General features: G+C 59.5%; 21 protein-coding genes. 10 read left to right on the top strand and 11 right to left on the bottom strand.

Annotated features, from left to right (window positions below):
* Window positions 1-5 precede the first annotated feature (5 nt).
* The 7 genes from pqqF (at window position 6) to RGM3321_RS09115 (ending at window position 7521) form a co-directional block, all read left to right on the top strand.
* On the top strand, window positions 6-2315 hold the full coding sequence (pqqF, locus tag RGM3321_RS09145) for a pyrroloquinoline quinone biosynthesis protein PqqF (protein ID WP_244392749.1): 2310 nt from the start codon (window positions 6-8) through the stop codon (window positions 2313-2315).
* Window positions 2316-2450: 135 nt separating this feature from the next.
* Window positions 2451-2525 carry a pyrroloquinoline quinone precursor peptide PqqA gene (pqqA, locus tag RGM3321_RS09140; protein ID WP_003422658.1) on the top strand — a complete coding sequence of 25 codons (75 nt, stop codon included), beginning with the start codon at window positions 2451-2453 and terminating at the stop codon, window positions 2523-2525.
* Window positions 2526-2613: 88 nt separating this feature from the next.
* A complete protein-coding gene (gene pqqB / locus RGM3321_RS09135) occupies window positions 2614-3525 on the top strand; it encodes a pyrroloquinoline quinone biosynthesis protein PqqB (protein ID WP_058401010.1) in 912 nt (303 codons plus the stop codon).
* Window positions 3526-3533: 8 nt separating this feature from the next.
* Window positions 3534-4289, top strand: a complete 756-nt coding sequence (gene pqqC, locus RGM3321_RS09130; protein WP_244392748.1) for a pyrroloquinoline-quinone synthase PqqC — start codon at window positions 3534-3536, stop codon at window positions 4287-4289.
* Entirely contained in the window at window positions 4286-4570 is a 285-nt protein-coding gene (gene pqqD / locus RGM3321_RS09125; RefSeq protein ID WP_244392746.1) for a pyrroloquinoline quinone biosynthesis peptide chaperone PqqD, read from the top strand. Before pqqC ends, pqqD begins: the two co-directional genes overlap by 4 nt.
* Window positions 4563-5732, top strand: a complete 1170-nt coding sequence (gene pqqE, locus RGM3321_RS09120; protein ID WP_244392744.1) for a pyrroloquinoline quinone biosynthesis protein PqqE — start codon at window positions 4563-4565, stop codon at window positions 5730-5732. The genes pqqD and pqqE overlap by 8 nt, the downstream gene beginning before the upstream one ends.
* Window positions 5695-7521 carry a S9 family peptidase gene (locus RGM3321_RS09115; RefSeq protein WP_244392742.1) on the top strand — a complete coding sequence of 609 codons (1827 nt, stop codon included), beginning with the start codon at window positions 5695-5697 and terminating at the stop codon, window positions 7519-7521. Before pqqE ends, RGM3321_RS09115 begins: the two co-directional genes overlap by 38 nt.
* 69 nt (window positions 7522-7590) lie before the next feature.
* Here the strand turns inward: RGM3321_RS09115 and RGM3321_RS09110 are convergent, their stop codons facing one another.
* The 10 genes from RGM3321_RS09110 to bioB form a co-directional block, all read right to left on the bottom strand.
* Window positions 7591-7752, bottom strand: a complete 162-nt coding sequence (locus tag RGM3321_RS09110) for a YqaE/Pmp3 family membrane protein (RefSeq protein ID WP_002555565.1) — start codon at window positions 7750-7752, stop codon at window positions 7591-7593.
* Between the two features lie 403 nt (window positions 7753-8155).
* Entirely contained in the window at window positions 8156-9934 is a 1779-nt protein-coding gene (locus tag RGM3321_RS09105) for an acyl-CoA dehydrogenase C-terminal domain-containing protein (protein WP_244392740.1), read from the bottom strand.
* Window positions 9935-10104: 170 nt separating this feature from the next.
* Window positions 10105-11403 carry a GGDEF domain-containing protein gene (locus tag RGM3321_RS09100; RefSeq protein WP_244392738.1) on the bottom strand — a complete coding sequence of 433 codons (1299 nt, stop codon included), beginning with the start codon at window positions 11401-11403 and terminating at the stop codon, window positions 10105-10107.
* A gap of 375 nt (window positions 11404-11778) precedes the next feature.
* Window positions 11779-13584 carry a phenylacyl-CoA dehydrogenase gene (locus RGM3321_RS09095; protein WP_244392737.1) on the bottom strand — a complete coding sequence of 602 codons (1806 nt, stop codon included), beginning with the start codon at window positions 13582-13584 and terminating at the stop codon, window positions 11779-11781.
* A gap of 347 nt (window positions 13585-13931) precedes the next feature.
* Window positions 13932-14228, bottom strand: coding sequence for a hypothetical protein (locus RGM3321_RS09090; RefSeq protein ID WP_004654758.1), 297 nt, complete (start codon window positions 14226-14228; stop codon window positions 13932-13934).
* Between the two features lie 154 nt (window positions 14229-14382).
* On the bottom strand, window positions 14383-15063 hold the full coding sequence (bioD, locus tag RGM3321_RS09085) for a dethiobiotin synthase (RefSeq protein WP_244392736.1): 681 nt from the start codon (window positions 15061-15063) through the stop codon (window positions 14383-14385).
* Window positions 15064-15093: 30 nt separating this feature from the next.
* Complete coding sequence (bioC, locus tag RGM3321_RS09080) at window positions 15094-15903, bottom strand: malonyl-ACP O-methyltransferase BioC (RefSeq protein WP_244392735.1); 810 nt, start codon at window positions 15901-15903, stop codon at window positions 15094-15096.
* Window positions 15896-16627, bottom strand: coding sequence for an alpha/beta fold hydrolase (locus RGM3321_RS09075; protein ID WP_244392734.1), 732 nt, complete (start codon window positions 16625-16627; stop codon window positions 15896-15898). The genes bioC and RGM3321_RS09075 overlap by 8 nt, the downstream gene beginning before the upstream one ends.
* Window positions 16620-17810 (bottom strand): 8-amino-7-oxononanoate synthase, encoded by a 1191-nt coding sequence (bioF, locus tag RGM3321_RS09070; RefSeq protein WP_244392733.1) that lies wholly within the window; start codon window positions 17808-17810, stop codon window positions 16620-16622. Before bioF ends, RGM3321_RS09075 begins: the two co-directional genes overlap by 8 nt.
* A gap of 65 nt (window positions 17811-17875) precedes the next feature.
* Window positions 17876-18934, bottom strand: coding sequence for a biotin synthase BioB (gene bioB, locus RGM3321_RS09065; protein WP_002555574.1), 1059 nt, complete (start codon window positions 18932-18934; stop codon window positions 17876-17878).
* 89 nt (window positions 18935-19023) lie between these two features.
* Here bioB and RGM3321_RS09060 point away from each other — a divergent pair, with 89 nt between their 5' ends.
* The 3 genes from RGM3321_RS09060 (at window position 19024) to RGM3321_RS09050 (ending at window position 22765) form a co-directional block, all read left to right on the top strand.
* Complete coding sequence (locus tag RGM3321_RS09060; protein ID WP_244392732.1) at window positions 19024-19758, top strand: ComF family protein; 735 nt, start codon at window positions 19024-19026, stop codon at window positions 19756-19758.
* Window positions 19759-20002: 244 nt separating this feature from the next.
* Window positions 20003-20767: a TOBE domain-containing protein gene (locus RGM3321_RS09055; protein ID WP_244392731.1), complete on the top strand. Its 765-nt coding sequence runs from the start codon at window positions 20003-20005 to the stop codon at window positions 20765-20767.
* 81 nt (window positions 20768-20848) lie between these two features.
* On the top strand, window positions 20849-22765 hold the full coding sequence (locus RGM3321_RS09050; protein ID WP_244392729.1) for a PhoX family phosphatase: 1917 nt from the start codon (window positions 20849-20851) through the stop codon (window positions 22763-22765).
* A 268-nt stretch (window positions 22766-23033) separates the two neighbouring features.
* Here RGM3321_RS09050 and RGM3321_RS09045 read toward each other — a convergent pair whose 3' ends face one another.
* Window positions 23034-23867, bottom strand: a complete 834-nt coding sequence (locus RGM3321_RS09045) for a phosphodiesterase (protein WP_244392727.1) — start codon at window positions 23865-23867, stop codon at window positions 23034-23036.
* Window positions 23868-23873: the final 6 nt, after the last annotated feature.

Raw genomic sequence — 23873 nt, 5'->3', positions numbered from 1 at the left:
CCCTCATGCCCGCCGCACACTCCGCTGACACTCTACGCCTCACGCTGGCCAACGGCCTGAATGTGGTGCTGTGTCATGAACCGCGCCTCAAGCGCTGCGCGGCTTCATTGCGCGTAGCGGCGGGCAGCCATGATGCGCCGCGGGCCTGGCCGGGGCTGGCGCATTTTCTGGAGCATCTGTTGTTCCTCGGCACCGAGCGTTTCCCTGCCAGCGAGAACCTGATGACGTTCGTGCAGCGCCATGGAGGTCAGGTCAATGCCAGCACACGCGAACGCACCACCGACTTCTTTTTTGAGCTGCCGCAGGCGGTCTTTGCCCAAGGGCTGGAGCGACTGTGCGACATGCTTGCCCGGCCGCGCATGAGCATGACCGATCAACTGCGCGAACGCGAAGTGCTGCACGCCGAGTTCATCGCCTGGGTCGGCGATAGCGCAGCAAGCGATCAGGCGCGCCGGCTGGCACCGATCAATCCACAGCATCCACTGCGCGGCTTTCATGCTGGCAATCGCTATAGCCTGTCAGTGCCCAACCCGGCTTTTCAGCAAGCGTTGAAAGACTTTTACCGAGGCTTCTATCAGGCCGGGCAGATGACCCTGTGCCTGAGCGGGCCACTACCAATGGCCGAGCTGGAAACGCTGGCCATCAATCATGGCGCAATGTTCGCCAGCGGTGTGAAGGTCATACAGCAACCGCCTCCACCGCTGATTGTCAGTCGACCAAAGGCTGACGAGCAAAACCACCTGCTGTTTGCCTTTGAGGACTTGCCGGAAAAGTCTGACGAAGCGGTAGCGTTCTTCTGTCACTGGCTTAATGCCGCTCAGCCGGGCGGACTGATTGCCGAGCTGGTCGACAGGGGCTTTGCCCGCTCCATGAAAGCCGCACCGCTGTATCAGTTCGGCGGGCAGCTCTTGATTGATATCGAATTGAAAGATGCCCTTGCGAACACTCTCACCCTCAACAACCTGTTTTTCAGCTGGCTCGATTTTTTCAAGGCTCGCTGGCCGTTGCTGGTCGAGCAATACCAACGCCTAGAACAGCGCCGCCTGCACATGCTCGGGGCGTTGGCGCTGGCACATCATTACTGCCGCGAGACGCCTGCGCAGTTAAGCGAGCAAGGCAAAGAGGCATTGCGCGCGCTGCTTGTACAGTTCACGCCCGACGCGCTGGTCAGTTCCGCACTCGCCGATACCCACAGCATTGAGCAGGTCAATTGGCGTTTGCCAGCGCCGAACCCGTTTCTCGGTACGGCACTCAACAACAGCGATGAAGCCGCGTTTTATCTACGCTGGGAGCTGCCCTCACGGCAGCCAGCCCTCTGGCGGATGCTCGATGCAGGGCTCAAGCCATTGATCGAAGACGCACGTCAGGCCGGTGTAACCCTGACATTCAGTGCTTATGGGCCTTATTGGCAGCTTCAACTGAACGGCCTGCGCGAGCCAATGGTTGCGGTTATCGAACACGCTCTGCATCACTTGCAGCACCCTGAGCCTGTATCGCTGGCAGGCGACGAGCCTGAGCTGATTCCGATTCGTCAGTTGCTCAAACAGCTTGCCGATCATTACCTGAGTAGCGAGCCGCAGGTGACGGTTGGCGATCTGCCGAGCGTATGGGCGGCTGCGCGCTGGATCAGCTTAGCCAGTGGCTTCTGTGCTGCCAGCCAGCCCCTGATAGATGCCACATTGAATGCAGCACCGGGCGTTCGGCAAACAGACTCGCCAACGCTGCCAGCCACTCGAACAGGCAAACGCTGGGCGACTGAAGCGTCGTCCTCGTCGGAAGACGCAGTGCTGGTGTTTTGCCCGGCCCCTACGGCCTCCATTGAAGATGAAGCTGCCTGGCGGCTGCTCGCACACGTATCACAAGCGCCCTTCTACCAACGGCTGCGGGTCGAGCTGCAATTGGGTTACGCCGTGTTCAGTGGCATCAGGCAGATCAACGGAAGAACCGGGCTACTGTTTGGCGTTCAATCGCCCTCCTGCGCCGCGGGGCAGCTTTTTCAGCACATTGAGGCGTTCATAGGCAGATTGCCCGAGCGGATTCACGACGCAGATGTGCCTGAGCAGATAAAAGCCCTTTCGTCCCAATTCGAGCCGTCGAGCATGCCGGACCAGCAGCAGGCGGACATGCAGTGGCAAGCCCATCTTGCCGGGCATCAGGGTAGCCACTCGCAGGCGTTGCAAAGCGCTCTGTCAAATCTGGATACACACTCGTTACTCACTGCTGCGGAGCAACTGATCAATGCCACTGGCGGCTGGCTGATCGTGGCCAATCGCCCTGCCAGCGCGGCCATCCCGCTATCCTTACCTGAACGGTAATGGTCTTTCCTGCAGATTCCAGTCCTGCGCAATTGTTAAATTGAGTAACATAGCTCCCTAACTATCTGAACGTATGCCTTCAGCGATGCACTAAGATGTAGTCACCAACCGCAGCACTTATCCGAGGAGATTTTTATGTCGTGGACTAAACCTGCTTACACTGATCTGCGTATCGGTTTTGAAGTCACCATGTACTTCGCAAGCCGTTGATTTCAGTGCGCTGTGAAGCCTCGGTTCGCCGGGGCTTTTTTTATGGTTGTGGCTGTTTTTTATTTCAGAACGTGTGCCAGGAGCTGTCATGTACATCCAGATTCTAGGTTCTGCTGCTGGCGGTGGATTCCCCCAGTGGAACTGCAACTGCGTCAATTGCGCAGGTTTTCGCGACGGCAGCCTGCGTGCCCACGCGCGCACCCAGTCGTCAATTGCGCTGTCCGACGACGGCATAAACTGGGTGCTGTGCAACGCCTCACCGGATATCCGTGCGCAACTGCAGGGCTTTGCGCCGATGCAGCCGGGGCGCGCATTGCGCGACACCGGCATCAGCGCCATTGTGCTGATGGACAGCCAGATCGACCACACCACCGGTTTGCTCAGCCTGCGCGAAGGCTGCCCGCACCAGGTCTGGTGTACCGACATGGTCCATGAAGACCTGAGCACCGGCTTTCCGCTGTTCGAAATGCTCAAGCACTGGAACGGCGGCCTGAACTGGAACCGTATCGAGCTGCAAGGCAGCTTCGTGATCCCCGCCTGCCCGAACCTGCGTTTCACGCCCTTCCCGCTGCGTAGCGCCGCGCCACCGTATTCGCCGCACCGTTTCGACCCGCATCCGGGCGACAACATCGGCCTGCTGGTCGAAGACACCCGCACCGGCGGCAAGCTGTTCTACGCGCCAGGCCTGGGCAAGGTCGATGAAGCACTGGCCGAGAAAATGCGTGATGCCGACTGCCTGCTGGTCGATGGCACAATGTGGGATGACGACGAAATGCAGCGCCGTGGCGTCGGCACGCGAACTGGCAGGGAAATGGGCCATCTGGCGCAAAACGGCCCCGGCGGCATGCTGGAAGTGCTTGAAGGCTTCCCCGAGCAGCGCAAGGTGCTTATCCACATCAACAACACCAACCCGATTCTCGACGAAGACTCCCCGGAACGCGCGGAGCTGGTTCGTCGCAACGTCGAAGTGGCCTTCGATGGCATGAGCATCGAGCTTTAGGAGCTGACATGAGCGAATCGACTGCGCTGTCCCCCGCCGAATTCGAACAGGCCTTGCGCGCCAAGGGCGCCTATTACCACATCTATCACCCGTTCCATGTGGCGATGTACGAGGGCCGCGCGACCCGCGAGCAGATTCAGGGCTGGGTCGCCAACCGTTTCTACTATCAGGTGAACATTCCGCTCAAGGACGCGGCAATCCTGGCCAATTGCCCGGATCGCGAAATTCGTCGCGAGTGGATTCAGCGCTTGCTTGACCATGACGGCGCGCCCGGCGAAGACGGCGGCATCGAAGCCTGGCTGCGCCTCGGTCAGGCCGTGGGGCTGGATCCGGACCAGCTGCTCTCTCAGGAACTGGTGCTGCCGGGGGTGCGTTTTGCCGTTGACGCTTACGTAAATTTCGCCCGCCGCGCCAACTGGCAGGAAGCGGCCAGCAGCTCGCTGACCGAACTGTTCGCGCCGCAGATCCACCAGTCGCGCCTGGACAGCTGGCCGCAGCATTACCCGTGGATCGACCCGGCAGGCTACGAGTATTTCCGCACTCGCCTGGGCCAGGCCAGACGCGACGTGGAACACGGCCTCGCCATCACGTTACAGCACTACACTACCTATGAAGGCCAGCAGCGCATGCTGGAAATCCTGCAGTTCAAGCTCGATATCCTGTGGAGCATGCTCGATGCGATGTCCATGGCCTATGAGTTGAACCGCCCGCCGTATCACAGCGTTACAGACCAAAAGGTCTGGCATAAGGGGATTACGCTATGAAGCACGATCCGAAGTTCCGGGAGTTGACCCCCACATGGCATCAGGGCTATCGCTTTCAGTACGAGCCTGCGCAAAAAGCCCATGTGGTGCTCTACCCTGAAGGCATGATCAAACTTAACGAGAGCGCGGCCCTGATTGGCGGGCTGATTGATGGAAAACGCACGATCGCCGCCATCATCCATGAGCTTCATCAGCAGTTCCCCAATGTTCCCGAACTTGGCATGGACGTCGACGAATTCATGGAAGGCGCCAAAAAGAAAAACTGGATCGATCTTGTCTGACATTGCCCCCGTTACCCATACACCCTACATACCGCCCAATCCCGAGGTCGGGCTGCCACTGTGGCTGCTCGCCGAGCTGACCTATCGCTGCCCGTTGCAATGCCCGTATTGTTCCAACCCGCTGGACTTCGCCAAGCAGGGCCAGGAACTGACCACCGAGCAGTGGTTCAAGGTCATGCAGGAAGCGCGGGAGATGGGTGCGGCGCAAATCGGCTTTTCCGGCGGCGAGCCGCTGGTGCGCCAGGACCTGGCCGAACTGATCGCCGAGGCGCGGCGTCTGGGCTTCTACACCAACCTGATCACCTCGGGCATCGGCCTGACAGAAGAGAAGATCATCGCCTTCAAAGAGGCCGGGCTGGACCACATCCAGATCAGCTTCCAGGCCAGCGACGAGCAGGTCAACAACATGCTCGCCGGTTCGAAAAAAGCCTTCGCGCAAAAGCTGGAAATGGCCCGCGCGGTGAAAAAGCACGGTTATCCGATGGTGCTGAATTTCGTCACCCATCGGCACAACATCGACCGCATCGACAAGATCATCGAGCTGTGTCTGGCGCTTGAAGCCGACTTCGTCGAACTGGCCACCTGTCAGTTCTATGGCTGGGCGCACCTGAATCGCCTCGGCCTGCTGCCGACCAAGGATCAACTGGTCCGTGCCGAAGCCGTTACCAACGAATACCGCGCCCTTCTGGAGGCGGAGAATCATCCGTGCAAGCTGATTTTCGTTACCCCTGATTATTACGAAGAGCGTCCCAAAGCGTGCATGAACGGCTGGGGGAATATCTTCCTGACCGTGACGCCGGATGGCACCGCACTGCCCTGCCACGGCGCGCGACAGATGCCGATCCAGTTCCCCAATGTGCGCGACCACAGCATGCAGCACATCTGGTATGACTCGTTTGGCTTCAATCGCTTTCGCGGTTACGACTGGATGCCCGAGCCGTGCCGTTCGTGTGACGAGAAGGAAAAAGACTTCGGTGGTTGTCGCTGCCAGGCCTTCATGCTGACCGGCGACGCCGCCAATGCCGACCCGGTGTGCAGCAAGTCCTACCACCACGGGATCATCATTCAGGCTCGTGACGAGTCCGAAACCGCTACTCAAACCATTGAAGAGCTGGCCTTTCGCAATGACCGAAACTCACGACTCATCGCAAAATCCTCCTGAACGTCTGAGCGCCGCACAAGCGGTTGCCGCAGGCGTCGACTTCGCCGAACTGGACGTCAGTTCCGCAGGCCTGTTCTGGAACGAATACCGCCCCGAAGACGGCGCCTGTCGTATCTGGCACTGGTACGCGAACAGCAAACGCTGCCTGACGCCACAAGGCTTCAGCGTTCGCAGCCGGGTGTATGAATACGGTGGTGGTTCGTTCTGTCTGGCCGACGACGCGCTGGTGTTCGTCAATGAGCGCGACCAGCAATTGTACCGCCAGGCGCTGGACACCAGCACGCCGGTTGCGCTGACGAAGGGCGACAAGCGTTATGGAGGCCTGTTCTTCAGCGGTGGTCAGATTCTCACCGTTGAAGAAGACCACAATACGCATCGGCTGGTCGCTATCGATCTGGCTGACGGGCAGCGCCGATTGCTGGCCGAAGGCGCTGATTTCTACTCATCGCCGATTGTCAGTGCCAACGGCAGACGCCTGGCCTGGATTGAATGGCAGCGCCCGCATCAGCCGTGGACCAGCACTCGCTTGATGTGTGCGACGAAACAGGACGACGGCAGTTGGGCCACTGCGCAATGCATTGCAGGCAATGGTGCGCAAGAGTCTCTGCAACAACCGCGCTTCGATGCACACGGGCGTCTGTATTGCCTGACTGATCGTGCAGGTTTCTGGCAGCCGTGGGGCGAATCGCCTTCCGGGTTTGCGCCGCTTCCCGCCAGCCCGGCCGATCACGCTTCCGCATCTTGGCAACTGGGCAGCTGTACCTGGTTGCCGATCAACGATGGCTATCTGGCGAGCTGGATCGAAGACGGCTCCAGTGTTCTGCGGCTTTGTCAGGCTGACGGCAACGTCGAGGATTTCAGCGCAGGCTACAGCCGCTTTCGCAGCCTCGCCATTGACGAAGAGTTCGTGTATTGCATCGCGGCATCCGCGGTGAGCACATCCGCCGTACTGGCTATTTCTCGTCACGAAGCCGGTGTTCAGGTGCTTGCAGGGGGAGGCTCGCCGCTGCCGCCCGAACTGATCAGCCGCCCGCAGCCGATGCGTTATCCCAGCGGTGGGGCCGAGGCCTACGGCTATTTCTACCCGGCCATGACCGGCGCGCAAAAGCCGCCACTGGTGGTGTTCATCCACGGCGGCCCGACCTCTGCCTGCTACCCGGTGCTGGACCCGCGCATTCAATACTGGACACACCGCGGCTTCGCCGTGGCAGACCTCAATTATCGCGGCAGCAGCGGCTACGGTCGGGTCTACCGGCAAGGCCTGCACCTGACATGGGGCGTGGCGGACGTGGAAGACGCATGTGCGGTTGTCACGCATCTGGCGGAGCGTGGCCTGATTGACCAAGGGCAGGCCTTCATTCGCGGCGGCAGCGCAGGCGGTTACACCACGCTTTGTGCATTGGCCTTCAAGGATGTGTTTCGTGCAGGGGCCAGTCTGTATGGCGTCAGCGACCCGGTGGCGCTGGCCAGGGCCACGCATAAATTCGAAGGCGATTATCTGGACTGGCTGATCGGCGACCCGGACAAGGACATCGAGCGCTATCAGGATCGAACGCCGCTATTGCACGCAGACCGCATTAAGGTGCCGGTGATTTTCTTTCAAGGCGAGCTGGATGCCGTGGTAGTGCCCGAACAGACCCGGGCCATGCTCAAAGCCCTGCAAGACAACGGTATCAAGACGGAAGCGCACTTCTACGCAGACGAGCATCATGGATTCCGCAAGGCGAGTAACCTGGCAGATGCTCTGGAGAAGGAATGGCGTTTTTATCGGGATGTGCTTGATGCCTGATCAAGCCGTGTGATCGTTCCCGCATCAGGGAACGATCAACGAGTGCAACTGCGTGGTCGGGCGACCGTGTTACTTGCGCGAGACGATGATGTAAATCGCGTGGATGATGCCGGGGATATAACCCAGCAGGGTCAGCAGGATATTCAGCCAAAAAGCGCCAGCAAAGCCTACTTGCATGAACACGCCTACCGGAGGCAGCAGAATGGCGAAAATGATACGAATGATGTCCATGAAAAGCTCCTGATTGAATTGGCTCTGATTGGCCATACAGCTAATCGACCCTTGCTGTCGGTGAGGGTTCAACCGGCTCTGGCACGACGCCATTATTCTTTCTCGGGAGATGACTGCCACACGCATGGGTAGTGCATGCGCAAGACAGAGTTCTGCGGGCAGGAAAAACCGAATCGTTAAAACGCAGACAAAGAAAACCCCGCCTAAGCGGGGCTTTCCAGACTGTTTCCCTGATTTCCCTTTCACCCCACCGTCCTGGCAGGCTTCCCTACGTGTCCCTGTTATGTCTTGTTGCGCGTCCTGCGCTACGTCCATGGGTGAAGATTAACTTTGGATCCCTTTTTTGGGAAGAGGCCAATGTGCACCACGTCGTGTAAGTTAATGCTTACACGACTTTTTCAAGTCAGAATTGTGACGCCTCCAGCAGGAACAGCGATTCGCTGCCAGCACGTACCGAAGCGTCCAGCGAGTGGATACGCGGCAGCAAGCGCGCGAAGTAGAAGCGTGCGGTGCCCAGCTTGCTCGCATAGAACTCCTCCTGCTGCTCTTTACCGAGCGCTGCCTTGGCCATCATCGCCCACATGTAGCCGTAGGCGGTGTAACCAAACAGATGCAGGTACTCCACGGATGCAGCGCCGATTTCATTGGGGTTGCCGCGCGAGCGATCCAGCACCCAGCCAGTCAGCTCATCCAGCATGTTCAAGGCTTTTGCCAGCGGCTGGGTGAACTCGTTGAGTGCGCCATCTGCGCCATTGATGAACTGGCGCACTTCATCCGAAAACAACTGATAGAACGCGCCGTTCGAACCGACGATCTTGCGTCCCACCAGGTCCAGCGCCTGAATGCCGTTGGTGCCTTCGTAGATCTGCGTGATGCGCACGTCACGTACCAGTTGTTCCTGGCCCCACTCGCGGATGTAACCGTGACCGCCAAAAACCTGCTGGCCATGAACGGTGGTTTCCAGACCGATATCACTCAGGAACGCCTTGGCGACCGGGGTCAACAGCGCCACCAGATCATCGGCACGCTTGCGCGCGATATCGTCTTCGCTGAACTTGGCAATATCCAGTTGCAAGGCGACGTAACTGGAAAACGCCCGACCGCCTTCGTTGAACGCCTTCATGGTCAAGAGCATGCGACGCACATCGGGGTGAACGATGATCGGGTCAGCAGCCTTGTCCTGGTTCTGCGCACCGGTCGGGGCGCGGCTCTGTAAACGATCCAGCGCATACTCGACGGCGCTCTGGTAAGACCGCACGCCCGACGCCAGCCCCTGAATACCAACGCCCAGGCGCTCGTAGTTCATCATCGTGAACATCGCTGCCAGCCCTTTGTCCGGTTCCCCGATCAGGTAGCCGATAGCGTCGTCGAAGTTCATCACGCAGGTCGCCGAAGCCTGAATACCCATCTTGTGCTCGATCGAGCCACAGCTGACGGCATTGCGCCCGCCAAGGCTGCCGTCGTCGCCGACCATGAACTTGGGCACCAGAAACAGCGAAATGCCTTTCGGCCCAGGCGGTGCATCCGGCAGCTTGGCCAAGACCAGATGAATGATGTTTTCGGTCAGGTCGTGTTCGCCGCCGGTGATGAAAATCTTGCTGCCGGTGATCTTGTAGGCACCGTCAGCCTGCGGTTCGGCCCGAGTGCGAATGATGCCCAGGTCAGTACCTGCGTGGGCCTCGGTCAGGCACATCGAACCAGCCCAGACGCCCGAATACATATTGGGCAGGAATTTGGCCTTGAGCTCTTCGGTGGCGTGGGTGTTGATGGACACGCAGGCACCGGAGGTCAGCATCGCGTACAGGCCGAAAGCGAGGCTGGCAGAGTTGAGCATCTCTTCGACCTGGGCCGATACCACCTTGGGCATGCCCATGCCGCCAAACTCGGGGTTACCGCCCACGCCGACCCAGCCGCCTTCGGCGTAGATCCGGTAGGCCTCGGGGAAACCCGCAGGTGTGGTCACGACGGTGTCTTTCCAGTGACAGCCCTCCTCGTCACCATTACGGCTCAGCGGGGCAATGGTCTTGCTGGTGACTTTACCGGCTTCTTCAAGAATGGCCTCGACCGTTTCAGCGTCGACTGCTTCGGCCAGCTCGGGCAGTTGCGCCCAAAGCCTGGAAACCTCGAAGACTTCATTGAGGACGAAGCGCATATCGCGCAGTGGCGCTTTGTAGTCAGCCATGGCAAACCTCGTGAACACGGAGCGAAATTCTGTTGGAGGCTGATCGATGCATGCAGAGACGCAGATCAGCAGTCGAGTTTCACGAGTCTACCCGAACAACATTTCAGAGACATAGGGTCGTGTCATGACTGAATAGTCACCGCAGGTCACGGAAAAATAGCAGGATTGCCTCAGGTGGCCGCTTCGGTCGTACGAACAGCGCCGCGCCGGTTCAACTGCCCGTAAGCGACCACGCAGTTGCGCCCGGCCCCCTTGGCCGCATACAGCGCCTGGTCAGCACTCTTGAGCACCTCTTCCGGCGTGCGATGCTCCGGCTGGCGTTCGGCAACGCCGATACTGACAGTCACCGACACGCTGCCTGCCTGCGCTCCACCGCGGCGTTGTCGGCCTTGCTGATCGTCCTGAGGGCGATTGTCCTTGTTGCGCAACTGAATCTCGTAATTGGCGATGGTCTCGCGGATGGCTTCCAGATGCGGCATGCATTCATCAATGGTCTTGGCGGCAAAAACGATGGCGAACTCTTCGCCCCCATAGCGATACGCCTTGCCGCCACCGTTGGTGATTTTCGACAGCTTGCTGGCCACCAGACGCAGCACCTGATCGCCCACATCGTGGCCGTGGGTGTCGTTGAATTTCTTGAAGTGATCCACGTCGCTCATCGCCAGCACATAGTTGCGACCCAGACGCTGCATGCGCTCATTGAGCGCCCGTCGCCCAGGCAACCCGGTGAGCTCGTCGCGGAAGGCCATCTGATAGGCCTCGTGGGCCACGGCGGCGGCAATCATCAGCATCACCTGACTGCAGAGAATATTCAGCGTGAACGGCAGGATGAAGGTTTTCGGCAGTGCCCAGAACAACCCCAGCAGGCCGACAATCTGCGCGGCGTGCAGCGGTCGCGGTTTTTCCAGGTATTGCCAGATCAACACCCCGAATGACACCAGGAACATGGCATAGGACAGCTGAATCAGACTCATCCATGCGCCATGCAGCGCAGGCCAGCGGATGTCGGCCAGCCAGACTTGCAGTTCGACCGGATAACTCTGTTCAAGACCCAGCGCCACACTGCCTACCGCCACCAATACCGCAAGCCGCGCGACCATATCCTGAAACAGATGGGTACGCTCTTCCCACGCGGCATACAGCCCGAACAGCACCGGTAGCAGCAGGCAGACCAGGTGGAAAATCACCGCCGCATCCTCACGGACCTTGCCGTTATCACGGTAAAAGTCGGTCTGGGTATCCAGCAGGTAGTAGGCGATATACACGGTGAGCATCAGAAACAGCTCGCGCTGACGCCGGTAAACACAGCAATACGCACCGCCCAACAGCAGGACCAGCGTGGGCAGCACATTGAAAAGCGATGTGAAGAAGACGTTCAGGTCCTTTACGTACGCAGCCGCCAGCCCCGCCACCAACAGACCCAGTGAAGGCAAAAAATGACTCAATCGCGCAGCTGATGGACGCAACAAAAGGGGTTATCTCCTACCCGGCATCTGAATGAATGGCTGATCTGATGGCATTGTGCCCTCCGCCAGCGAACAATGCATCGGCAGGATCACTAAACGAGCTACTTTCTGTAACGGCAGGAGGTCGGAAATGTTTATTGCGGAAGTCGCGGGCGTTGGTGCTACCTGTATCTCGGACCGGATTTAATGATGCGCTATGGCTGCAATATGACGCAGAGCGTCACGAAATGCATTACCACGCGGAGTGGGAACGAGAGGTATCGGGATGTCAGCGCTCCCCAAAGTCTCGTTGAGATTGGTGTTAACAATGAGCCAAAACGCACCCATAAAAAAACCGCCTGATCAGCGATCAGGCGGTTTTCATGACCGTAGCGAAGCTTAGTAAGCCAGGCCGAAGTCTTCTTCTTTCATGTCCATCAGGTTGGCAGCGCCCGACAGGATGGCTGCAACGTGCGTGCGAGTGCGCGGCAGGATGCGCTGGAAGTAGAAACGCGCGGTCTGAATCTTGGCGCGGTAGAACGCCTCGTCCGATGTACCGGCCGCCAGCTTCTCGGCCGCAAGACGCGCCATGTCGGCCCAGAAGTAGGCCAGGCAGGCATAACCGGAGAACATGATGTAATCCACCGAAGCGGCGCCGACTTCCTCGCGATCCTTCATGGCCGCCATGCCGACTTTCAGGGTCAGGTCGCCCCACTCCTTGTTCAGCGCGGCCAACGGCGTCACGAATTCCTGAACGGCTTCGTTACCCTCATTGCCCTGACAGAACTTGTGGACGATCTTGGTGAAACCCTTGAGCGCTTCGCCCTGGGTCATCAGCACTTTACGGCCCAGCAGGTCGAGGGCCTGAATACCGGTGGTGCCTTCGTACAGCATCGAAATCCGGCTGTCGCGAACGTTCTGCTCCATGCCCCACTCGGCAATGAAACCGTGACCGCCGTAGATCTGCACACCGTGGTTGGCGGCTTCAAAGCCCACTTCGGTCATGAAGGCCTTGGCAATCGGTGTCATGAATGCCAGCAATGCGTCGGCGGCTTTCTTTTGCTCCGGGTCTTCGCTGTACTTGACGATATCGACCTGTTTGGCCGTGAAGTACACCATGGCACGCGTGCCTTCGGCGAAAGCCTTCATGGTCAATAGCATGCGGCGCACGTCAGGGTGGACGATGATCGGGTCAGCGGCCTTGTCCGGTGCTTTCGGACCGGTCAACGAACGCATCTGCAGACGGTCACGGGCATATTGCAAGCCGCCCTGGAAGGCCACTTCGGCATGCGCCAGACCTTGCAGTGCAGTGCCCAGACGCGCGGTGTTCATGAACGTGAACATGCAGTTCAGGCCCTTGTTCGGCGGCCCGATCAGGTAGCCGGTAGCGCCGTCGAAGTTCATCACGCAGGTGGCGTTGCCGTGGATGCCCATCTTGTGTTCGATCGAGCCGCAGTTAACCGCATTGCGCTCACCAATGCTGCCATCGGTAGCCGAGAGGAACTTGGGCACGATGAACAGAGAAATGCCTTTTGTGCCAGCCGGTGCGTCCGGCAGACGCGCCAGCACGATGTGGACGATGTTATCGGCCATGTCGTGTTCACCAGCGGAAATGAAAATCTTGGTGCCGGTAACCTTGTAAGTCCCGTCAGCCTGAGGTTCAGCCCTGGTGCGCAGCATGCCCAGGTCAGTGCCGCAGTGAGATTCGGTCAGGCACATGGTGCCGGTCCATTCGCCGGAGACCAGCTTGGTCAGGTAGGCGTCCTGCTGCTCGGGGGTGCCGTGTTCGGAGATGGTGTTCATCGCACCATGCGACAGGCCAGGGTACATGCCCCAAGACCAGTTCGCTTCACCGACCATCTCGCTCACCGCCAGACCCAGCGACTCGGGCAAGCCCTGGCCGCCATGCGCAACGTCATGCGCCAGACTCGGCCATCCGCCCTCGACAAATTGCTTGTAAGCCTGTTTGAAACCGGTCGGAGTCTTCACGCCCGACTCGCTCCAGGTGCAGCCCTCGGTATCACCCACCCGGTTCAGCGGTGCCAGAACCTGCTCGCAGAACTTGGCACCCTCTTCGAGAATGGCGTCGACCATGTCCGGAGTGGCGTCATGACAGGCTGGCAGACTTTGATAGTGCGCTTCATAACCGAGCAGCTCATCACGGACGAAACGAATATCACGCAAGGGGGCCTTGTAGTCAGGCATAGCGATAAACCTCTGCTGATGAATCCTGGAACGAATGACCGGGCGGTCGCTGAAAGCATAGCCTCAAGCACCAGACAATCTCGTATGCCTTGCGGTCAAACAGGTGTTTGAAACATACGTTTACGCCTAAATCTTGTCAATAGCGAAGCGCGCACCATTCGTCCATGCTGCTCCACAGACCGCGCAGGCAAAGGCATCAGGCGCAGGAAAACGTAAGCGCAAGTTTAGTCGAGGGCGGAAGGTGTTACGGGGGCGATACAGGAGGGTGATGGCGGGCAATTCAGCAAACGACGCCGTGCAGGTGTGGCACGGCGTTGGCGTTACACGAAGCTGTAGAACACAGGGTATTAAGCGTAAGTGTCGATCAGGGTACCAAGCGCTTCGTCGCTGGCCTTCTGAACTGCAACCCCGGCTTCGACCTGGCTCTTGCCAGCGTTGAGCTCGACAATATTGGCAGACAGGTCAGAGCGCTGGCTGCGGTCGACGGAACGCAGGTTTTCGAGCTGAAAGTCGGAAGACTGACTTCTGCCCGACACTTCGATGTTGGAGCTGGCGATCTGGGTGGCCGCCTGATCCACACGACCTTGCCCGACCTGCATAGCGCTAAGGCCCGGGTAGAGGGTGTTGTTCATTGTGATTTGCATAAGCCGATCCTCAGTTCAAAAAACGAACACGTGTCATTGAACCAGTATTTGCGCGTAAATACTCGACAAATAGACTAATGGCACTAGGCCGCATGATAGCCTGACTCTTGAAAAAACCAAAACAATGTTGCCTGTCAGCAAGATAGCGACGCTGTCAGCGCAGTTGCCCTAATTCAAGGTATTGCGCCACATTTTCGACGCTTGCCTCGTTCAGTCGTGGCACTCGTCCAAGACAGGGTGCAGGCAGACGCTCGACCAGTGTGGCGAGGTTTTCCTCAAGCCGCGAGGTGTTTGCGTCTATGACGTTGGCCACCCAGCCTGCCAGGTGCAGACCGTCCCGGGCGATGGCTTCGGCAGTCAGCAGCGCATGATTGATACAGCCCAGACGCACGCCCACCACCAGAATGATCGGCAGATCCAGCGCAATGGCCAGATCGGACAGATTGCTCTGCCCGGCCAAGGGCACGCGCCAGCCGCCAGCGCCTTCGATCAAGGTGAAGTCGGCCTGTTTATCCAGAATATGCTGCATCGGCTGCAGCAACGAGTTGACAGTCAATACGACACCTGCCTCGCGCGCAGCCAGATGCGGCGCAATGGCCGGTTCGAAAGCCAATGGATTGACTTCATCGTAATCCAGCTCGATAGAGCACTCGGCCTGCAACGCCAGCGCGTCGGAATTGCGCAGCCCCTGTGCAGTCACCACACAGCCGGACGCCACAGGCTTGCCCGCGGCGGTGCTCAAGCCCTTCAACCGGGCGGCATGCAGCAAACCGGTAGCTATCGTGGTCTTGCCAGCGTCAGTATCGGTTCCGGTGATGAAATAGGCAGCGCTCATCTCGGTAATCCTCCTCATAACGTGGAGCCGTCAGGCTTTTTCAAGCACCGCGTACACCACTTGATAGGTAGCGGGCAGACCGGCTTCCTGACGGAAGGCTTCGTAGGCCTGAACCATGCCCTTGATCCGCTCGCGTCCGGTCAGGCCACTGGGCCGCCCAGGGTTGAGGTTATGCGCCCCGAGCGCTTTCAGCTCATGCGTAAGGCTGCGCACATCGGGGTAATGCAATATCTGCGGGCACACGTCCAGGCTGCGCACCTGTAAACCGCTGGCACCGCACAACTGCCGATAATCATCTTCGTGACGAAAGCGGTTCACATGAACTTGGCCGTCGACTGCCTGCCAGCTGTCGCGCAACTCGTACAGCGTGCCGACACACAGGCTGGCGAAGGCAAACACACCGCCAGGTTGCAATACACGGTGAGCCTCACGCAGCACCGCGGCGAAATCCGCACACCACTGCACGGCGAGGCTGGAAAAAATCAGCCCGCAACTCTGATCACGCAGTGGCAGGTGCTCGGCATCACCTGCTACAAAGTGCTGTGCACCACCCAATGGCTGCGCATGCCGCAACATGCCTTGGGCGATATCCAGCGCGATGCCTTCGCTGCCACTGAAAACCTGATCCAGCGCCCGGCTGAAATAGCCTGTGCCGCTACCCAGATCCAGCCAGCGAGCCGGGCTGCACTGCGCAGGCAGACGCGACAGCAGCTCGCTGCCGACTCTGCGCTGTAGTTCGGCCACACTGTCATAGCTGCCCGCTGCCCGGGAAAAAGACGCGGCGACCTGTCGTTTGTCAGGCAGGACAGAGGGCGGTTTGGGCATAGAAAGATCAGTCATCGTCCAACTCGTGCAGAAAGGCGTGAATCGCAGCGGCTACTCCGTGGGGATTTTCCAGAAGAAATGCATGGCTGGCCTGTTCGATCAGACCGACCTCGACATCCGGCAACAAGGCCAGCAGATCACTTGCAGCTTCAGCCGGCACGAATGCATCGAGTCCGGCAAACAGATGCAGTTGCGGGCCGCGATAGGTTTGCAGCGCGCCACGTGTATCGAGTTGCTGGAGTATCTTCAGCCCATCGACCAAAGCGGTTTTGGAGCTGTGCGGCGCGCCAGCCTTGAGCAACCGGGCGAGACCGCGTGAGTCTTCTGCGCCTTGAGTGCATAACAGGCTGAAACGCTTGAGGGTCGCATCGGGGTCAGCAGAACAGCCGGCCAGAAACGCATCGAAATCCTGCGCGGGCATCGCATTCGGCCACGCGCCCTGGGTGACGAAACAGGCATTACTGGCCAGGGTCAGCAGCCCGCAGCAACCTTCGCCACGCCGTGCTGCCAGCTCGGCGGCAAGCATGCCGCCCAGCGACCAGCCGCCCAGCCAGGCGTTATCCGGCAGGTTGGCATCCAGTTCGTCGAGCCAGTCAGACAGGTCGCAGCTGTCGATGTCCGGCAACAGCTCGATTTCGACCCGCAAATGCTCGTCAAGCCCGCGCAATGCAGCGGCAAGCGGCTCCAGCGGCGAAACGCCCAGCCCCCAGCCCGGCAGTAGAATCAAACGATCACGCATGGACGGGCTCCGTTGATTCACTTGCATCCAGCAGCGGGTAGCACTGCTCCAGAGCCTCTAATAATAGCTGTACGTCGGCCTCACTGTGCGCGGCAGACAACGTTACGCGCAATCGGGCACTGCCCGCAGGCACGGTCGGCGGACGAATCGCCGTCACCAGCAAGCCACGCTCACGAAGCAACTGCGACAGACGCAGAGCCCGTCCGGCATCGCCGATCAGGATTGGCTGGATTGGCGTAAAGCTGTCCATCAATTGCAGGCCGATCTGCTCGGCCCCCTGACGAAACTGCTGGATCAGGCTCGCCAGATGCTCGCGGCGCCAATGTTCGGTACGCAGCAATTGCAGGCTTTTCAAGGTCGCGCAGGCCAGCGCAGGTGGCTGGCTGGTGGTGTAAATGTAGGGCCGGGCGAACTGGATCAAGGTTTCGATCAACTCTTCACTGCCGGCCACGAATGCTCCAGAGGTGCCGAACGATTTACCGAGGGTGCCGACCAGTACCGGCACATCCTCCATGCTCAGGCCGAAGTGCTCGACGATTCCGGCGCCGTTTGCACCCAGCGGCCCGAAGCCGTGGGCGTCATCCACCATCAGCCAGGCACCCTTGGCCTTCGCAGCCTGCGCCAGCGCAGGCAAGTCAGCGATGTCGCCATCCATACTGAACACGCCGTCAGTGACCACCAGCGTATCGCCCACGGATTTCTCCAGGCGGCTTGTGAGGCTGGTCACATCGTTGTGCAGATAGCGCGAGAACCGTGCGCCGCTGAGCAGACCGGCATCCAGCAGCGAGGCATGATTGAGGCGGTCTTCCAGAACTGTATCGCCCTGCCCGACCAAGGCTGTCACCGCGCCGAGGTTGGCCATGTAGCCATTGGAGAACAACAGGGCACGAGGACGACCGGTCAGCTCGGCCAGCGCCTCTTCCAGTTCGTGGTGCGGCGTGCTGTGGCCAATCACCAGATGCGACGCCCCGCCACCCACGCCCCAGCGCTCGGCACCCGCCTGCCAGGCAGCGATCACCTCGGGATGATTGGCCAGCCCCATGTAATCGTTGCTGCAGAACGCCAGCAAAGGCTGGCCGTCGACGATGACCTGCGGCCCTTGCGGACTTTGCAGCAGCGGACGCTGACGATAGAGGTGTGCGGCGCGACGGGCATCGAGGCGCGTGCGGAGATCGAAAGACATGCAGGCCCCGGTCCGGAAGATGACAATTCAAAAACGGGCCGGAACATGCCAGCCCGTTCAACGGATCAGGCAGAGGCAGCGTCGTAGAACATCGAGCTGCTTTGCTGCTCGACCAGAGCCTGTTCGATGGCGGCCTGATGCACTTCGTCGGCGTGCCCTTCGCCCGCTTCGGGTTTGATGCCCAGACGCGAGAACAGCAGCATGTCCTTGTCGGCTTGCGGGTTGGCGGTGGTCAGCAGCTTGTCGCCGTAGAAAATCGAGTTGGCACCGGCGAAAAATGCCAGCGCCTGCATCTGCTCGTTCATCGCTTCACGCCCGGCAGACAAACGCACATGGGATTGCGGCATGAGAATCCGTGCCACCGCGAGCATGCGGATGAAGTCGAACGGGTCGACGTCCTCGGCGTTTTCCAGCGGAGTGCCGGCAACCTTGACCAGCATGTTGATGGGCACCGACTCCGGGTGCTCCGGCAGGTTCGCCAGCTGAATCAGCAGCCCTGCGCGGTCGTCAAGGGACTCGCCCATGCCCAGAATACCGCCAGAGCAGATCTTCATCCCGGCATCGCGCACGTAGGCCAGCGTTTGCAGGCGCTCGCTGTATGTACGGGTGGTGATGATGCTGCCGTAGAACTCCGGCGAGGTGTCCAGGTTATGGTTGTAGTAATCCAGGCCCGCAGTGGCCAGCGCTTCGGTCTGCTCCTGATCGAGACGGCCCAGGGTCATGCAGGTTTCCATGCCCATGGCTTTCACGCCTTTGACCATCTCCAGCACGTAAGGCATGTCCTTGGCGGAGGGATGCTTCCAGGCCGCGCCCATGCAGAAACGGGTCGAACCAATGGCTTTGGCACGCGCTGCTTCCTCAAGCACCTTCTGCACTTCCAGCAGTTTCTCTTTCTCGAGACCGGTGTTGTAGTGACCGGACTGCGGACAGTACTTGCAGTCTTCCGGGCAAGCGCCGGTCTTGATCGACAGCAGCGTGGAAACCTGCACACGGTTGGCGTCGAAATGAGCGCGGTGCACCGTTTGCGCCTGAAACAGCAGGTCATTGAATGGCTGTACGAACAGCGCCCTGACCTCGGCTAAAGTCCAGTCGTGACGCAAAGTGGCGGTGGTGCTGGCGCTCATCGGGCGGCTCCTTGGTGTTTCTGGGCAATGCGCGAGGGCGTAAATGCACCATGCGCTACACGGATGTCGGGCATATTTAAGGAAGAGCCATGCGCTGTCAACCCAACCGCCAATACGAGGTTTACATCTGGTTAAAAAACAAACAAAACTGTTTGTTATGCGATGAGCGCAGCGAGGTGCCGATGCCTGTCTGCGTGCCGTGCGAAGCCGAATTGCCGTGGCTGGGCAGCCAGTGCGACTGCTGTGCGCTGCCGTTACCCATTTCCGGCATGAGCTGCGCGCAATGTTGCAAGCGCCCTCCCGGATTTGCTCAGGTGATCGCGCCGTGGCTGTACGACTTCCCGGTGGACAGCCTGATCACCCGTTTCAAACATAACGGTAAATGGCCGATGGGACGCCTGCTGGCCGAGCTGTGTGGGCAGTTTCTACAACACCGTTTCGAGGAAGACCTGCCACGTCCCGATTACCTGATTCCTGTTCCTCTCGCCAACAAACGCCTGCGCCAGCGCGGCTATAACCAGGCGGCGATGCTGGCCGGGTGGCTGGGTAAACAGCTGCAACTGCCTGTCGACGAAGGGCATGTGTTGCGCAGCCGCGAGACAACCGCGCAACAGGGCCTGGACGCCAAGGCCCGCAAACGCAACCTGCGCGGTGCTTTCACCCTGATTGATCCCGACTGGGTAAAAGGCCGGCACCTGGCGCTGGTCGATGACGTTCTGACCACCGGCTCGACAGCAGAGGTCATTGCAGGTTTATTGAACACCGCCGGTGCGCGGCGGGTGGATGTGTATTGCCTGGCGAGGACGCCCAGGCCGGGGGATTGATTGGGCGCTGCGGGCTAATATTCTCATCGCTCCCACGCTCCGCGTGGTAGCGCAGCCCTGGACGCTCCGCGTCCGATCTTCAGCGTGCGGGGCGGCGCAGCATTGTGACGCAGAGCGTCACGAAAGGCATGCCAACGCGGAGCATTGGCACGATAGTCATACGGCACACGCTCCGCGTCCGGTTTCGACGCCATGCGCGAGAGCGATCATACTGCCCTCTCCTACTCGACTATCGCAGATCGCCATGTCGCTACCCACCCTGCTGACGCAACACATGGTCCACCGCCCGCAACGTATCGCGCTGTTGCAGCACATTGCCGAACAGGGCTCGATCACCCGTGCCGCGAAAAGCGCAGGCCTGAGCTACAAGGCGGCCTGGGATGCCATTGATGAGCTGAACAATCTGGCGCAAAAGCCGCTGGTAGAACGCAGTGTCGGCGGACGCGGTGGTGGCGGCGCAAAGCTGTCGGTAGAGGGCGAGCGAGTGCTGCGTCTTTATCAGCGAGTGCAGGCATTGCAGGCCCAAGTGCTGGAAGTGACCGAAGACAGCAGCGACCTTGACCTGCTCAATCGCCTGACCTTGCGTACCAGCGCACGCAACCAGTTGCTGGGGCGGATCGTCAGCATCAACCGTCAGGGGCACAACGATCAGGTTCGCCTGCAATTGGCTGGCGAGGTGTTTATCGAAGCACAGGTCACCCATGACAGCACCCTGCGTCTGGAGCTGGAGAACGGCACGGAAGTGGTTGCACTGATCAAGGCCGGCTGGCTGGAATTGCATGCAGACAACAGCGAAGAAACAAATAGAAACAATTGCCTGATCGGCCGAATCGACACCGTGACCGACGCCGAAGATGGCCCAAGCGAAGTACGCATCACACTCCCCGGCGGCCAGACGCTGTGCGCCCTGGCGACACCTGAGCACCTGCAAGCACAGCAGTTGAAAACGGGCTCCACGGTGCAGGCAAGATTTGCCGCTTCACTGGTATTGCTGGGCATACCGATGTAAGCGTCGGCAAGTCATTACAGCGACACAATTCCGTCATATGCGCGCACTAAGGTGGCTGCCATATTTGAGGGAGCCGTGATCATGAAACTATTAGAAGAAAATCAAACCACCGATCTGGAAAACCTGGTCGGCACGGACAAGGTCGGCCTCACCCGCCGTGGCTTCATCAGCGCAGGTGCCCTGTGCGGCGCAGCGATGTTTCTGGGTGGCAACCTGTTGAGCCGCTCGGTTCTCGCGAACAGCATCAGCGCAGCGTCGGGCACATTGCTGGGTTTCCAGAGCATCCCTGCCGCCACCGCCGACAGCATCAGCCTGCCGCAAGGCTACACCTCATCGGTTCTGATCAGTTGGGGCCAGCCTTTGCAGGCAGGCGGCCCGGCTTTCGACCCGAGCGGCAAGGGCACAGCCCAGGCTCAGGAAGTGCAGTTCGGCGACAACAACGACGGCATGTGCCTGTTCCCGATGCCAGGCCACAAGGATCGCGCGCTGATGGCGATCAACAACGAATACACCAACTACCGCTACCTTTTCGATCACGGCAAAGAGCCGCAATCATCTGAAGAAGTGCAAAAGGCACTGGCTGCAGAAGGCGTTTCCGTGATCGAAGTGCAGCAGCACAATGGTAAATGGCAGTTCGTTCAGGACTCGCGCTACAACCGTCGCATTCATGGCAACACGCCGATCAGCCTGAGTGGTCCGGCAGCCGGGCACGACTGGCTCAAAACGGAGGCCGACAAGGCCGGCACCCAGGCGCTCGGCACATTTCAAAACTGCTCCAGCGGCCAGACGCCGTGGGGCACTTACCTGACCTGCGAAGAGAACTTCACTGATTGCTTCGGCAGCAGCAACGCCGAGCAGAAGTTCGACGCCGGCATGAAGCGCTATGGCGTGGTTGCCGCCAGCAAGGAGATCAACTGGCACCCGCACGACCCACGCTTCGACGTTGCGAAAAACCCCAACGAGATCAATCGTCATGGCTGGGTGGTCGAGATCGATCCGTTCGATCCCAAGTCCACACCCGTCAAACGCACTGCACTCGGTCGCTTCAAGCATGAGAATGCAGCGTTCACCCAAACCAAGGGTGGCCGCGCCGTGGTGTACATGGGCGACGACGAGCGTGGCGAGTTCATCTACAAATTCATCAGCCGCGACAAGATCGATCATCAGAACCCCAAAGCCAACCGTAACCTGCTTGACCACGGCACCTTGTACGTGGCGCAGTTCGATGCAGGCGACAGCAATCCGGATCATCCGAAAGGCAAGGGCCAGTGGGTCGAACTGACTCATGGCAAGAATGGCCTGGATGCGGCTGCCGGTTTCAACAATCAGGCAGAAGTGCTGATTCACGCGCGCCTGGCGGCCAGCGTTGTAAAAGCCACGCGCATGGACCGCCCGGAGTGGATCGTGGTCAGCCCCAAGGACGGTCAGGTCTATTGCACACTGACCAATAACGTCAAACGTGGCGAAGAGGGTCAGCCTGTAGGCGGGCCTAATCCGCGCGCCAAGAACCAGTACGGGCAGATCCTGCGCTGGAGCGAAGAAGACAGCAATCCCTCAGCGATGACCTTCGACTGGGACCTGTTCGTGGTCGCGGGTAACCCGACTGTGCATGCCGGTACGCCGCAGGCCGGGTCGAGCAATATCAACGCGCAGAACATGTTCAACAGCCCCGACGGCCTGAGCTTTGATGAAGCCGGCAGGCTGTGGATTCAGACCGATGGCGACTCAAGCAACAAGGGCGATTTTGCAGGCATGGGCAACAACCAGATGCTCTGCGCCGACCCTGCCAGCGGCGAAATTCGTCGTTTTCTGGTCGGGCCGATTGGTTGCGAAATCACCGGCATCAGCTTTGCGCCGGACTACAAAACCATGTTCATCGGCATTCAGCATCCCGGCGAAAACGGTGGCTCTACCTTCCCCGAGCATTTGCCCAACGGTAAACCGCGCTCATCGGTGATGGTCATCACCCGGGAAGATGGCGGCGTTATCGGCGCCTGATCGGCAATCAGGAAGAGGACGCAGATCGCTCATCGTTATATAAAGGTCTGCTATTGATTCTGGCCGGAGGCCGTGGGAGCGAACTTGTTCGCGAAGAGGGCTGCATGATCGTAGAAAATGCATCGATTGAAACATCGTCTTCGTGAGCAAGCTCACTCCCACAAGGATCTTTACTCCGCCTGATACTGCGCGTCGAGCCCCGCTTTCCGGGCTCATCAAGACTTGAGTATCACGCCGGGCGCAGAGCGTGGGAACGATGAGCAATCAGTCAATCAATCAACCCGTTCACATCGTAGAACGGGTATGGCCCTTCAAAGTCGCCGAACACAGCATTGTGGCTGACAAACCCCTGTTCCGAATGCCAGCGATGCAGTACGTAGCCGGCCGGTTCCAGGTTGAAATGGGCAGGCGCGGCGTCGTCGAGGTCCAGCACGATCTGGTGTGAGGTGCCAGGGCAGATGCTTGCCACGCTGCCACCAAAACGCCGCTGCATGGGGCGATGCAAATGCCCGCACAACAAACGCTCCACTTGCGGATGCTGGGCAATCACACGCTCCAGCGCCGACGCGTTGCCGAAGGGTTCGCGGTCCATGTGCCCTATGCCGGTAATGAACGGCGGATGATGCAGGATGATCACCGTCGGTACATAAGGACGACGTGACAGCTGCGCGTGCAACCAGTCCAACTGACAGTAATCCAGTCGCCCGCCATGCTCGCCGGGAATGGTCGTGTCCATGCCGATCAGACGTACCGGGTATTTCTCCACCACCCAGTCCAGAGGTCCGCTGGCCGACAATGGCAGGTACACCTGTTCGGCAAACGCCGCCAGCAGGTTGTGTCGATCGTCATGATTGCCGGGCACCAGATAGAACGGCATGTGCAGGCGTTCCAGCTCAGGCTTGAGCACGGCGTATTCGTCCTCACGCCCGAAGTCCACCAGATCACCACTGATCACCACAATGTCAGGACGCTGCTTGCTGGCGTTGATGTGTGCGACTGCGCGGCGCAATGCACCCAGGGTATCGACCACGCCATAGGTCAGGCGGCCGTCGGCTTTGAGGTGCAAGTCACTGATCTGGGCAATAAGAAACGGACGATTCAAAATAAT

This window comes from Pseudomonas sp. RGM 3321, assembly GCF_022836805.1.
Taxonomy (GTDB): Bacteria; Pseudomonadota; Gammaproteobacteria; order Pseudomonadales; family Pseudomonadaceae; genus Aquipseudomonas.
The sequence above is the reverse complement of the archived record's forward strand: the minus strand, read 5'-3'. Positions and strand labels throughout refer to the sequence as shown.

Coding starts and splice junctions, on each gene's coding strand:
- pqqF (WP_244392749.1), top strand. CDS start 6: ATGCCCGCCGCACACTCCGCTGACACTCTACGCCTCACGCTGGCCAAC.
- pqqB (WP_058401010.1), top strand. CDS start 2,614: ATGTACATCCAGATTCTAGGTTCTGCTGCTGGCGGTGGATTCCCCCAG.
- pqqC (WP_244392748.1), top strand. CDS start 3,534: ATGAGCGAATCGACTGCGCTGTCCCCCGCCGAATTCGAACAGGCCTTG.
- pqqD (WP_244392746.1), top strand. CDS start 4,286: ATGAAGCACGATCCGAAGTTCCGGGAGTTGACCCCCACATGGCATCAG.
- RGM3321_RS09115 (WP_244392742.1), top strand. CDS start 5,695: ATGACCGAAACTCACGACTCATCGCAAAATCCTCCTGAACGTCTGAGC.
- RGM3321_RS09110 (WP_002555565.1), bottom strand. CDS start 7,752: ATGGACATCATTCGTATCATTTTCGCCATTCTGCTGCCTCCGGTAGGC.
- RGM3321_RS09105 (WP_244392740.1), bottom strand. CDS start 9,934: ATGGCTGACTACAAAGCGCCACTGCGCGATATGCGCTTCGTCCTCAAT.
- RGM3321_RS09095 (WP_244392737.1), bottom strand. CDS start 13,584: ATGCCTGACTACAAGGCCCCCTTGCGTGATATTCGTTTCGTCCGTGAT.
- RGM3321_RS09090 (WP_004654758.1), bottom strand. CDS start 14,228: ATGCAAATCACAATGAACAACACCCTCTACCCGGGCCTTAGCGCTATG.
- bioD (WP_244392736.1), bottom strand. CDS start 15,063: ATGAGCGCTGCCTATTTCATCACCGGAACCGATACTGACGCTGGCAAG.
- bioC (WP_244392735.1), bottom strand. CDS start 15,903: ATGACTGATCTTTCTATGCCCAAACCGCCCTCTGTCCTGCCTGACAAA.
- RGM3321_RS09075 (WP_244392734.1), bottom strand. CDS start 16,627: ATGCGTGATCGTTTGATTCTACTGCCGGGCTGGGGGCTGGGCGTTTCG.
- bioF (WP_244392733.1), bottom strand. CDS start 17,810: ATGTCTTTCGATCTCCGCACGCGCCTCGATGCCCGTCGCGCCGCACAC.
- bioB (WP_002555574.1), bottom strand. CDS start 18,934: ATGAGCGCCAGCACCACCGCCACTTTGCGTCACGACTGGACTTTAGCC.
- RGM3321_RS09060 (WP_244392732.1), top strand. CDS start 19,024: ATGCGCTGTCAACCCAACCGCCAATACGAGGTTTACATCTGGTTAAAA.
- RGM3321_RS09055 (WP_244392731.1), top strand. CDS start 20,003: ATGTCGCTACCCACCCTGCTGACGCAACACATGGTCCACCGCCCGCAA.
- RGM3321_RS09050 (WP_244392729.1), top strand. CDS start 20,849: ATGAAACTATTAGAAGAAAATCAAACCACCGATCTGGAAAACCTGGTC.